General features: G+C 68.1%; 10 protein-coding genes. 7 read left to right on the top strand and 3 right to left on the bottom strand.

Going from position 1 to position 11,908, the window contains the following annotated elements:
* Nucleotides 1-3: 3 nt before the first annotated feature.
* The gene (locus AX730_RS04500) at nucleotides 4-327 is read right to left on the bottom strand and encodes a hypothetical protein (protein ID WP_062352560.1); all 324 of its coding nucleotides are present in this window, start codon (nucleotides 325-327) and stop codon (nucleotides 4-6) included.
* Between the two features lie 164 nt (nucleotides 328-491).
* Between AX730_RS04500 and AX730_RS04495 the strand changes: the two genes are divergently transcribed.
* From AX730_RS04495 to AX730_RS04485, 3 genes are read left to right on the top strand one after another with little or no spacing between them, the layout of a single operon-like run.
* Nucleotides 492-791, top strand: coding sequence for an NAD(P) transhydrogenase subunit alpha part 2 (locus AX730_RS04495; protein ID WP_062352557.1), 300 nt, complete (start codon nucleotides 492-494; stop codon nucleotides 789-791).
* Between the two features lie 32 nt (nucleotides 792-823).
* Nucleotides 824-1,297, top strand: coding sequence for a hypothetical protein (locus tag AX730_RS04490; RefSeq protein WP_062352554.1), 474 nt, complete (start codon nucleotides 824-826; stop codon nucleotides 1,295-1,297).
* The gene (locus AX730_RS04485) at nucleotides 1,294-2,682 is read left to right on the top strand and encodes an NAD(P)(+) transhydrogenase (Re/Si-specific) subunit beta (RefSeq protein WP_062352551.1); all 1,389 of its coding nucleotides are present in this window, start codon (nucleotides 1,294-1,296) and stop codon (nucleotides 2,680-2,682) included. Before AX730_RS04490 ends, AX730_RS04485 begins: the two co-directional genes overlap by 4 nt.
* Nucleotides 2,683-2,757: 75 nt before the next feature.
* On the opposite strand, the gene AX730_RS04480 is transcribed toward AX730_RS04485, so the two are convergent.
* Complete coding sequence (locus AX730_RS04480; RefSeq protein ID WP_062352548.1) at nucleotides 2,758-5,136, bottom strand: TonB-dependent receptor; 2,379 nt, start codon at nucleotides 5,134-5,136, stop codon at nucleotides 2,758-2,760.
* A 160-nt stretch (nucleotides 5,137-5,296) separates the two neighbouring features.
* Here AX730_RS04480 and AX730_RS04475 point away from each other — a divergent pair, with 160 nt between their 5' ends.
* Complete coding sequence (locus AX730_RS04475; protein ID WP_198147019.1) at nucleotides 5,297-7,474, top strand: alkaline phosphatase D family protein; 2,178 nt, start codon at nucleotides 5,297-5,299, stop codon at nucleotides 7,472-7,474.
* A gap of 7 nt (nucleotides 7,475-7,481) precedes the next feature.
* Here AX730_RS04475 and AX730_RS04470 read toward each other — a convergent pair whose 3' ends face one another.
* Entirely contained in the window at nucleotides 7,482-7,895 is a 414-nt protein-coding gene (locus AX730_RS04470) for a hypothetical protein (protein WP_157074097.1), read from the bottom strand.
* 110 nt (nucleotides 7,896-8,005) lie between these two features.
* On the opposite strand from AX730_RS04470, the gene sufT reads away from it, so the two are divergent.
* The 3 genes from sufT (at nucleotide 8,006) to AX730_RS04455 (ending at nucleotide 11,878) form a co-directional block, all read left to right on the top strand.
* Nucleotides 8,006-8,557, top strand: coding sequence for a putative Fe-S cluster assembly protein SufT (gene sufT / locus AX730_RS04465; RefSeq protein WP_062352539.1), 552 nt, complete (start codon nucleotides 8,006-8,008; stop codon nucleotides 8,555-8,557).
* A gap of 51 nt (nucleotides 8,558-8,608) precedes the next feature.
* Nucleotides 8,609-9,706, top strand: coding sequence for a branched-chain amino acid aminotransferase (locus tag AX730_RS04460; protein ID WP_062352737.1), 1,098 nt, complete (start codon nucleotides 8,609-8,611; stop codon nucleotides 9,704-9,706).
* 381 nt (nucleotides 9,707-10,087) lie between these two features.
* Nucleotides 10,088-11,878: a S8 family peptidase gene (locus AX730_RS04455; protein ID WP_062352536.1), complete on the top strand. Its 1,791-nt coding sequence runs from the start codon at nucleotides 10,088-10,090 to the stop codon at nucleotides 11,876-11,878.
* Nucleotides 11,879-11,908: the final 30 nt, after the last annotated feature.

Below are 11,908 nucleotides of genomic sequence, written 5' to 3'. Positions count from 1 at the left end.
GAATCAGCCGCGATGGTCCAGGCGACGATCGATGCGATCGCCCCGGCGGTCCCAGCGCGCCTCGGCATGCTCGCCCTTGCGGTCCAGGCGCGCGTCGATGCGGTCACCCCGGCGCTCCAGCTGGTTCGCGGCACGAGGATGGCCCCACTGCGCACGGCGGTCGAACTGGCGTTCGATGCGGTCGCCGCGGATATCCAGGCGATGTTCGACGCGGTCGCCACGACGGTCGAGGCGGTGGTCGATGCGGTCGCCTCGATCGCCGGCGAAGGCGCCACCGGCGGCGGACAGCAGCAGGACGGACAAACCCAGCAGAGACAAGCGCTTCATGATCGGGTCCTCGGGGTGGGGTGTACGCATGGAAACGCGCCGTGCCGGCATCGGTTGACGCGACGGCATCGGGTCCCGGCCGGGTTCAGGTATGGTTATGATGCGGGGCCACCGCGGCAGGCCCGCGCGGCAACCAACACAACGTGGACCGGATGGGGGAGCGGATGAGCGACGGGTTCGTGGCGCTGTACATCTTCATGCTGGCGGGCATCGCCGGGCACGTGATCATTTCCCGGGTGCCGGTGATCCTGCACACGCCGCTGATGTCGGGCTCCAACTTCATCCACGGCATCGTGCTGATCGGTGCGATGGTCGTGCTGGGGCATGCCGATACCACGCTGGAGAAAGCCATCGGCTTCATCGCCGTGCTGCTGGGTGCGGGCAACGCCGCCGGCGGTTACGTGGTCACCGAGCGCATGCTGGAGATGTTCAAGAGCAGCAAGCCGCCCGCGGGTGGCAAGTGAGCAGCGTCCCGGTGATGCCTGCACGCCAGCCCATGTCGGTCCGTGATGTCTTCCAGCGGGTCAGCTACCTGCAGTACCCCGCGTTGCTGGTCGCCGTGGCGTATGCGGTGAAAGCGGCCTGGTCGATCTCCCTGGCCGGCACTGGCGGCTGGTCGCAGGTCTTCGATGACGGCAACTACGTCCTGCTGTATGCCGGTGTCGGCATCGGCCTGTCCTCGCTGCAGGATCCGACGCGCACGCAGAACGACGTCTCGCGGCGCGTCTGGCAGGACGCACGCAAGGGTCGCTGGATGCTGGCCTTGCTCGCGTTCTATGCACTGGGCGCGATGCTCGGCGGCCTGGCCGGCGCGTATCTGGCTGATTCCACCGTCGTGAACCAGTTGTCGCTGGGCCTGGTCGCCTTCGGCCTGGGCATGGTCGGCCTGCTCAAGACCGCCATCGAAATGCGTGAACACCATCGGTTGGACAAGCAATCCGCGTCGTCGTCGGAAGGGAGCCGGGCATGAGTGCGTTGACGCTGGTGAAGCTGAGTTATTTCGTCGCCGCCACGCTGTTCCTGCTCGGCCTGCAGCGCATGGCCAGTCCGAAGACCGCGCGCAGCGGCATCCAGTGGGCCGGCATGGGCATGCTGATCGCCACCGTCGCCACGTTCTTCCTGCCGGGCCTGCACAACATCGGCCTGATGATCGCGGCCATCGTGATCGGCGTCGGCCTGAACTGGATCTGGGGCAAGAAGGTGGCGATCACCGACATGCCGCAGATGGTCGCGCTTTTCAATGGCATGGGCGGCGGTTCGGCCGCCGCGATCGGCGCGGTGGAACTGGTGCGTTATTCCTCCGGGCAACCCGCGCCGTCCACCTTCACCTTGTCGCTTGCCGTGATCGGTGCGCTGATCGGCGCGGTGTCGCTGACCGGTTCCGTCATCGCCTGGGCCAAGCTGGACGGGCGCATGGACAAGCGCTACACGTTCCCGGGCCAGCAGTGGTTCAACGCGCTGGTCGCGCTGGCCGCCATCGCCAGCGGCGTGATGGCGCTGACCACGCTGGCGATGCCGTGGATCATCGCCTTCTTCGTGCTGTCGCTGGCGCTGGGCGTGCTGATGACGCTGCCCATCGGCGGCGCCGACATGCCGGTGGTGATCTCGCTGTACAACGCGTTCACCGGCCTGGCCGTGGCGTTCGAAGGCTACGTGCTGGGCAACGAAGCGCTGATCATCGCCGGCACCATGGTCGGCGCGGCCGGCATGCTGCTGACGCGGCTGATGGCCAAGGCGATGAACCGCAAGATCAGCAACGTGCTGTTCTCCAACTTCGGCGGCGGCAGCGCCGCGATGCAGGAGATCGGCGGTTCGATGAAGCCCATCGAGGCCGCCGACGTGGCCGCGATGATGGCCTATGCCGAGCGCGTGGTGATCGTGCCGGGCTACGGCCTGGCGGTGGCGCAGGCGCAGCACAAGATCTGGGAGCTGTCGCAGAAGCTGATGGCGCGCGGGGTGAAGGTGAAGTTCGCCATCCACCCGGTCGCCGGGCGCATGCCGGGCCACATGAACGTGCTGCTGGCCGAGGCCGGCGTGCCGTACGACCTCATCGTCGACATGGACGACATCAATCCCGAGTTCGCCAACACCGACGTGTCGCTGGTGATCGGCGCCAACGACGTGGTGAACCCGGTGGCGAAGACCGATCCGGCCTCGCCCATCTACGGCATGCCGATCCTCGACGTGGTGAACTCCAAGAACACCATCGTCATCAAGCGCGGCAAGGGCACGGGCTTCGCCGGCATCGAGAATGCGCTCTTCTACGCCGACAACACCCGCATGCTGTACGGCGACGGCTCGGAGATGGCGAATGCGCTGGTCAGCGAACTGAAGGCCCTGGACGGCGGGCACTGAGCGCATGCATCAGCAAACGGGATAAGGAAAAAGCCGGGCATTGCCCGGCTTTTTCGTGGGGCGTGGTGCGCCGTATCAGAACCTGACCTTCGCCGAGATCCCGTAGGCACGCGGTTGGCCGGCCACGAAGGTGGGCGTGCCGAACTGGCGGCCGGTGTTGCCGGCGTCGATCAGGTACTGCTCGTCGGTGAGGTTGCTGCCCCACACGCCCAGGTCCCAGCGGCCGTCGGCCAGCGTCACGCCCATGCGCAGGCTGAGCAGGCCGTAGGCGCCCTGTTCCAGGCCGGGCGTGTTCTCGTCCTCGAAGTACACCTTCGACTTCCAGCTGTACGACGGCCGCAGGTAGAAGCTCGCGCTGCCCATCGGCACGCGCCAGTCCAGGCCGATGGCGGCCGCATGGTCCGGCGTCAGGCGGAAGCGGTGGCCGGCGTAGAGCTGCGCGTTGCCGTCGTTGTCGCGGTCGTCGAAGCGCGCGTTCGTCCACGCGTAGTTGGCGAACAGCACCAGCCCGGTGGCCAGTTCGCCGGTGATCGAGGCTTCCACACCGTTGGCCGTGGCGTTGCCGCCATTGGTGGGGATCAGGAACGGCGTGCCGCCACTGGGGTTGGGGATCTGCGTCTGGAAGTTGCTGTAGTCGTACCAGTAGGCGGACACGTCATAGGCCAGCCGGCCGCCGCTGGTGCCGCCCTTGATGCCGATCTCGTAGCTGTTGACGATTTCCGCCGGCAACACCTGGCTGCCCTGCGGATTTATGTCGATGACATTCGGACGACGGCCGCGCGAGGCGGTCGCGTAACCGCTCAGCGTGGGCGAGAACGCGTAGCGGGCGGCGAGGCGACCGACCACGGAGTTGAAGTCCTCGCTGCGCTCCAGCTTGCCGGTGGTGGCGCTGTTGAGGATGTTGTTGCCGGCCAGCGGCGCGGGCGCGCCGGCGCCCAGGCCGTTGAACAGCGAGGGTGCGTTGCCCGCGAAGCCCTGGTAGCCGGCGGTCTGCTTTTCCCACGTGGCGCGCAGGCCCGCACTCAGCTCCAGCGACGGCGTCGCGCGCCAGGTACCGTCGAGGAACACGTCATACGCTTCCGTCGTGCCGTAGTTGGCGAACGCTTCGCGATGGTCGGGATTGAGCAGTGCCTGCATGCCGCCCGGCAGCGTGTACGACACGAACGGATTGCCGTCCGGTCCGAACAGCGGAATGGCCGGGAACGGGATGCCGCCGAGCAGCGCGCCGATCTGTTGGCGGAAGGCGGCGTTCTGCGAGAGCAGCGCGAGCAGGCTGCGTTCGTCGGTGGCGAACGGCACGTACTGCGAACCGTCCTCGACGAAGTAGCTGGCGCCGAAGAAGCCGGCGAACGTATCGCCATCGTCGAAGTTGAAGCGGATTTCCTGGCTCCACTGGTCGCCCTCGGCGATCTCGGCGAACTCCATCGCCTTCAGGCGCGAGCCGTCGGCGTCGAACTGCTCCTGCGAATCGAAGCTGCGCCAGCCGCTGATCGTGTCGAGTGTCCAGTTCTCGCCGAGCGCAAACGAGCCGAGTGCGGTCAGGCTGCGCACGGTGCGGTCCAGGCCCAGTTCGTTGCCGCGGTTGAGTTCGGCGCCCGCGTACGGGCTGGTGCTGCCCTGGCGGTTGGGGATGGTGCCGCTGATGAAGGCGGTGCCGGGTGGCGTGTCCTTCTGGTAGTTCGCGATCAGGTCGATGCGGCTGGCCTCGCCGATCATCGCGCCCAGGCTGGCGCGCAGCGCGGTGGTGTCCTTGCCGTTGAGCGTGCCGCCGGCCGCGTTGTCGATGCTGCCGTCGCGTTCCTCGCGGAAGACCGCCACGCGTGCGGCCAGCGCTTCCGGCGCGATCTGGGCATTGAAGTAGCCACTGGCCAGGCGCTGGTTGCCGCTGCCGGTGCCGAGTTCGAACGCGCCGCTGGTCGCGTCCCTGGCCTTGTTCTGGAGGTAGTGCACGGCACCGACCTGCGCGGCGCGGCCGAACAGCGTGCCTTGCGGACCACGCAGCACTTCCACGCGCTCCATGTCGAACAGGGCGGCGGAGGCCCCTCGTGAGCGGCTGATCGACACGCCGTCCTGGAACACCGAGATGCGGGGCTGCACGTTGGCTTCGCCGCTGTCGGAGGTGATGCCGCGGATCACGTAGCCGGGGTTGTTGGGGCTTTGCTCCTGCACCTGCAGGCCAGGCACGAAGCCGGCCAGGTCGCCCAGCGTGGTCATGCCCCGGCGGTCGAGGAAGTCGCCGGAATACGCGGTGATCGCGATCGGTACTTCCGACACCTGCTGCTCGCGCTTCTGCGCGGTCACCACGAGGGTGTCCAGTTGCGTGGCGCTGCCGGCGTCAGGCGCGTCGGCCTGTTGTGCGAAGGCCGAGACGGCGGGACAAGCGAGTGCGACGCAGAGCGCGACGGTGAGGGAGCGGCGGGCAGGGTGACGCGCGGAGCGAAGGCTAGGAGTCATGGCGGGCCGTGGGAGTGGAGAAGGGAAGCGATGCATCGCGCGCGGCGATGCGACGGCACAGGCTGACCGCTCGATGTTGCTGCGCCATGACGGATGCGATTGCCATATCGCCGCAACCTGCACCCGCCATGCTGCGCAGCTTCGTGCCGTGGAGCCTTGCGTGAACGCCTCCGATTCGTCTGCCCTGCGCGCTTCGCGCCGTACCTTCCTCAAGCTGACGCTGGCCGCCGCCAGCCTGCCGTTCGCCAGCCGCTGGTTCCCTGCGCAGGCCACGCCCACGGTGTCGCGCACGGCGTTCCCGCAGTCGCTGGCATCGGGCGATCCACGCCCGGACCGCGTGCTGCTGTGGACACGCGTGCCGGCGTCGGTCGGCGATGTCGCCGTGCGGTTGCAGGTGGCCGACGATGCCGCGTTCTCGCAGTTGCGCATCGAACGCGAGCTCACCGCACAGGCCGCGCACGACCATTGCCTGCGCGTGCGCGTGGCCGGCCTGCTGCCCGGCCGTCGCTACCACTACCGCTTCCTGCGTCGCGAAGGCGATGGCTGGGTGTCGTCGCCGGTGGGCATGACACGCACCGCGCCGGCTGCCGATGCCCCGACGCCCGCGCTGCGCTTCGCCTTCATGAGCTGCCAGGACTACGGCGGGCGCTGGTACAACAGCCTGGTGCCGCTGCTGCAGGAAGACCTGGATTTCATCCTGCACCTGGGCGACTTCATCTACGAGTCGATCGGCGACAGCAGCTTCCAGCGTGCCGATGGCGGCCGCGGCATCACCTTCGACGACGTGCCCGGCGCGTTGCGCGTGGGCGCAGGCGACCAGGCGTATCTCGCGGCATCCAGCCTGGACAACTACCGCCAGCTGCATCGTGAGTACCGCACCGATCCCGTGCTGCAGGCGCTGCTGGAACGCGCGCCGCTGGTGGCGATCTGGGACGACCACGAGTTCAGCGACGACTGCTGGCAGGACCACGCGACCTATGAGGACGGTCGCCGGCCGGAAGGCGATGCGCGCCGCCGCCGCCACGCCGAGCGGGCGTACTTCGAGTACATGCCGGTCGACATCGACGTGGGCGACGTCGACGACCGCGGCGCACAGCGCGTCGACGAGGCGCGCCTGTACCCGCATGGCGCGCTCTGGCGGCGCCTGGACTACGGGCGCGATGTGCGCCTGCTGTTGCTCGACTACCGCAGCCAGCGCCCCGACCATCCGATTCCGGAAGATGCGTTTCCCGGCGCGCTGGCCTACGACGAGCCGGCACTGCGTCGCCTGGCGCCGATCATCGGCGTGGACTGGACGGCCCTGTCGGCCGCCTTGATGCCTTACGCGGATCTGGGCGACGAGACGTGGGCATCGCTGCGCACGCCGCTGCGTCGTGCGCTGACGCGCGGCTACACGGATGCGGGCGTGGACAAGCGAGAGGCGGCCAGGCGCGCGACCGCGCTGTCCACGCAACCGATGGCGGTCTACGTGCTGCGTGATGTGCTGCGTCGCTACAACGACGCGGTCCCGGGTTTCATGAAGGCGGAGATGCCGCCGGAAGCCAGCGACGGCTACCTGCGTGGCCTGCCGTGGCTGGCGCTGGGCAAGAGCGCGTTGTTCAGCCATCTCGGCAGCCGTTACATGGTGGTGAAGGACAGCTACGACCTGTTGCTGGCGCTGCGCCAGGCGGACGGCGCACTGCCGCCGGCGCTCGGCGAGCGACAGCAGGCCTGGCTGGCGGACCAGCTGGCCGACAACGACGGGCGCTCGCTGTTCGTCGCCAGTTCGGTGTCGATGACACCGATGGTGCTGGACCTGTCCGATCCCGCGCTGGACGCGCCGCCGTTGCTGCGCAGGACGTTCTACCTCAACGTCGACCAGTGGGACGGGTTCGGCGTGCAGCGCGATGCGCTGGTCGCCGCGCTGGATCGCGCGGGCGGCGCGGTGGTGCTGTCGGGCGACATCCACGCCAGCTTCGCCACGCAGCATTCGGACAGGACGGTGGAATTCACTGCGCCGGCGATTTCGTCATCCACCCTGTCGGACATCATGGGCGACGCCGCGAAGGCGGACGCCGCGACCGCCGAAGCCGGAACGCGACTGGTGGCGGCGCTGGATGTGCTGCTCGGCAAGGGCGACGCGCGGATCCGCCACGTGCAGACCACCCGGCATGGCGTAGGCCTGATCCAGCGCGATGCCGCGGGCGACACTGCGGTCGACTTCCTGCTGTTGCCTGCCGACCTGTGCGCCGCGCCGCTTTACGATCAGGCGGCACGCATCGCCGAGGCCGGCACGCGGGTGTCCTTCACCTTCGCCCCGGGACGCGAGGGCGAGCGCCCGTTGCGATCAGCGGTATAAGCCGCGGTCAGCGCGTCCACCACGCCGCCAGCAGCGGCGCGGCCACCAGCGCCAGCACATCGAACGGCGTGGTGGTGAGGGAAATCAGCGTCCACGCATGGTGCGCGCCCAGGCGCAGCGCCGAATCCCATGGGTTGAGCCCGAGCGCGTAACCCATCTGGGTGGCGGCGATGGTCCACAGCGCCAGCGCCGAGATGGCGGCGGTGGCCAGCCCTCCCAGCAGCGCGCGTCGCGTGCCGGCGGGTACGCCGCACAGGCGCAGCACCAGCACCACGTCGAGGGCCGCCGCCAGCGCCATCCAGCCGGCCTGCCGCTGCAGGTTGAGCGCCAGCGAGACCCAGATCAGCACCAGGCAGCCACCGGCCAGCACGAGCATCACGGGAACCAGCCAGCGGGGGGCGCGACGCGGGGCGGGGGACATGGAGACTCCGGCAGGGTCGCCAAGGATACGGCCTGAACGCGGCCGCCGGGGTGCGGGGGCTACAATAGGACGCCTTGCAGCGCCCCACGCGCGCCCCCATCTGGTCCGGCATGTACTCCCGCAGCAGCGAACCCGTCCAATTCTCCCGCGATTGCGCCGCCGTGCTGGTGCCGCAGGGCGAACTCGTCACCCTGCCGGCCGGCAGCTATGGCTACATCACCCAGGCGCTGGGCGGCAGCTACACCGTCTTCGTCGAAGGGAATCTGATGCGCATCGCCGGCAAGGATGCCGATGCCATCGGCAAGGAGCCCTCCGAGCCGCTGTCGCTGCCCGACAACGCCAGCGATGAAGAGGTCGAGGCGCTGGTCTGGAACCAGCTGCGCACCTGCTTCGACCCCGAGATCCCGTTCAACATCGTCGACCTGGGCCTGGTGTACGAAGCCAACCTCAGCACGCGCGACGATGGCCAGCGCGGCGTCGAGGTCAAGATGACGCTGACCGCGCCCGGCTGCGGCATGGGCGAGATCCTCGTCGACGACGTGCGCAGCAAGCTGGAGATGATCCCCACCATCGCCGAGGCCGATGTCGAACTGGTGTTCGATCCGCCGTGGGGCCGCCACATGATGTCCGAAGCCGCGAAACTGGAAACCGGCATGCTCTGAGCCCCGTGCTCGCCCCATGCAGACCCCGTCAGGAAGGAAGAGATGAACGTGATGAACGCCTCCCCGTTGACCTACCGCGTGACCCGCTCCGACAAGGCCCGTACCGCAGCCGAGCGCGACGCCATCCTCGCCAGCCCCGGGTTCGGCCTGCACTTCACCGACCACATGGTCGCCATCACCTGGGACAAGGCGCAGGGCTGGCATGACGCCGAAGTGCGCGCCTACGGTCCGCTGTCGCTCGACCCGGCCGCCTCGGTGCTGCACTACGGCCAGGAGATCTTCGAAGGCATCAAGGCCTACCGCCATGCCGACGGCTCCATCTGGACCTTCCGTCCCGATGCCAACGGTGCGCGCCTGCAACGCTCGGCCGCGCGCCTGGCGTTGCCGCAGTTGCCGGTCAACGAGTTCGTCGAATCGCTACGCCAGCTGGTCGCCATCGATGGCGACTGGGTGCCGTCGGCGCCGGAGACCAGCCTGTACTTCCGTCCCTTCATGATCGCCACCGAGGCCTTCCTCGGCGTGCGCGCCGCGCAGCAGGCCGGCTACTACGTCATCGCCAGCCCGGCCGGCGCTTACTTCGCCAAGGGCGTATCGCCGGTGGCGATCTGGCTGTCCGAGGACTATGCGCGCGCCGGCAAGGGCGGTACCGGTGCCGCCAAGTGCGGCGGCAACTACGCCGCCTCGCTGCTGCCGCAGCAGGAAGCACAGGCGCAGGGTTGCTCGCAGGTGCTGTTCCTCGACCCGGTCGAAGGCAAGTACCTGGAAGAGCTGGGTGGCATGAACGTGTTCCTGGTCTACAAGGACGGCCGCATCGTCACCCCGGAACTCTCGGGCAGCATCCTGGAAGGCATCACCCGCGACAGCATCATCCAGATCGCGCGCGACCGCGGCCACACGGTCGAAGAGCGCCGGATCGCCATCGACGAATGGAAGCAGGGCGTGGCCTCGGGCGACATCGTCGAAGTGTTCGCCTGCGGTACCGCCGCCGTCATCACGCCGATCGGCCAGCTGAAGGGCAAGGGCTTCGAGGTCGGCGACCTCACCGCGCCCGCGGGCGAGGTGACGATGGGTATCCGCAAGGAACTCACCGACATCCAGTACGGCCGCCTGCCGGATCGGCACCACTGGCTGGTGAAGTTGCGCGACTGATCGCGCGCGCTTCACTGCATGAAGAACCCGCCGCAAGGCGGGTTTCTTTTTTGCGTAATGCCGATGCGTTCGCGCGAATAAAAAATCGCGTTTCATCACGCACGAAACACGTAAATGAATCTACGCGGCGATGTCCACCGGTCGCTTGGGCTTCATGCGTGTAGTCCGGTGATTACGTTTGCAACATGTCGTTGCGAAGTGTGTCTTTCATCGCTAATTCACGCACGCATCCTCCGTTAGCGTCGGTGTTGCGTCGTGCACTGCATGACGTGCACCCGGTCGAACGCAACCGCCTGTCCACCCCCTCCCATCGCCAAGCGCCCCCGACCGGGCTATTGCCGCATTCGCGGCTTTTATTTTTCATCTTTGAGGGAGAGTCTGATGTCTGGAATTGCAAAGCGTGGTTCGCGTGTGCGCCTGCTGTGCCTGTCGTCGGCCGTGCTGGCATCGCTGTATGCGTTGCCCGCCATGGCCGGTCGCGTGGACATGAGTGGCCTGCAGGCGGAAGAGCCGGGTGGCTATGATCGCTTCATCGTGAAGTACCGCGACGGCAGTACGGAAAGCGCTGATGCCTCGCAACTGCAGCGCTCGCTGAGCACGGCCGCCAGCACCGGCGTCGCCAAGCGCGGCGGCCGCGCGCTGGGCCTGCAGAAGCTGCGCCGGCTCGCCGCCGGTGGTGCGGACGTGGTGCGTGCGGACCGCAAGCTGGACCGGGTGGAAGCCGAGTCGCTGATGCGCCAGCTCGCCGCCGATCCCAACGTGGAATACGTGGAAGTCGACCAGCGCATGTACGCCGTGCTGAATCCGAACGACACGCGCCTGTCCGAGCAGTGGGGCTTCGGCACCACGACGTCGGGCATCAATGTGCGGCCGGCGTGGGACAAGTCGACCGGCGCAGGTGTCGTGGTCGCCGTCATCGACACCGGCATCACCAACCATGCCGACCTCAACGCGAACATCCTGCCGGGCTACGACTTCATCAGCGACACGTTCGCGTCGCGCGACGGCAACGGCCGCGATTCCAACCCGAACGACGAAGGCGACTGGAACCCGGTGGCGGGCGAGTGCTATGCCGGTTCGCCGGTGAGCAATTCCAGCTGGCACGGCACGCACGTGGCCGGCACGGTCGCGGCGGTGACCAACAACGCCACCGGCGTGGCCGGCACCGCGTTCGGCGCCAAGGTGGTGCCGGTGCGCGTGCTGGGCCGTTGCGGTGGCCTGACCTCCGACATCGCCGATGCCATCACCTGGGCCTCGGGCGGCACGGTCAGCGGCGTGCCGGCGAACGCCAATCCGGCCGAAGTCATCAATATGTCGCTCGGCGGCGGCGGCACCTGCTCGGCCACCTACCAGAACGCGATCAACGGCGCGGTCGGTCGCGGCACCACGGTGGTCGTGGCAGCCGGCAACAGCAACGCCAACGTGTCCACGGCGGTGCCGGCGAACTGCCCCAACGTGATCGCCGTGGCAGCGACGACGTCGGCCGGTTCGCGTGCCAGCTTCTCCAACTACGGCACGGGCATCGACATCTCGGGGCCCGGCGCGAGCATCCTGTCCACCCTCAACACCGGCACCACCACGCCGGGCAGCGCCAGCTATGCGTCGTACAACGGTACGTCGATGGCGTCACCGCACGTGGCGGGCGTGGTCGCGTTGATGCAGGCCGCAGCCTCGTCGCCGCTGACGCCGGCTCAGGTCGAGACCATCATCAAGAACACGGCGCGGGCGTTGCCGGGGACGTGCTCGGGTGGGTGCGGTGCGGGCATCGTGAATGCGGACGCGGCCGTGGTCGCGGCGCAGGGTGGCACGCCGCCGGTCGGTGGCGTGCAGACGTACACCAACGGCACCGACGCCAACATCCCGGACAACAACACGACGGGCGTGACCAGCACGATCGCGGTGTCGGGGCGTACGGGCAATGCGCCGAGCAATGCGCAGGTGGCGGTGAACATCGTGCACACGTACAAGGGCGACCTGATCGTCGATCTGGTGGCACCGGACGGGTCGGTCTACAACCTGCACAACCGTACCGGCGGCAGCGCGGACAACATCAATCAGACCTTCACGGTGAACCTGTCGAGCGAAGCGCTCAACGGGTCGTGGGGTCTGCGCGTGCGTGACCGTGCAGCGGCGGATACCGGTTACATCAACAGCTGGGGTATCACGTTCTAAGGACTGTCCCCTGAGGGGAGCGCACAGGGA

The organism is Pseudoxanthomonas mexicana, from assembly GCF_001556105.1.
Lineage (GTDB): Bacteria > Pseudomonadota > Gammaproteobacteria > Xanthomonadales > Xanthomonadaceae > Pseudoxanthomonas_A > Pseudoxanthomonas_A mexicana_A.
The sequence above is the reverse complement of the archived record's forward strand: the minus strand, read 5'-3'. Positions and strand labels throughout refer to the sequence as shown.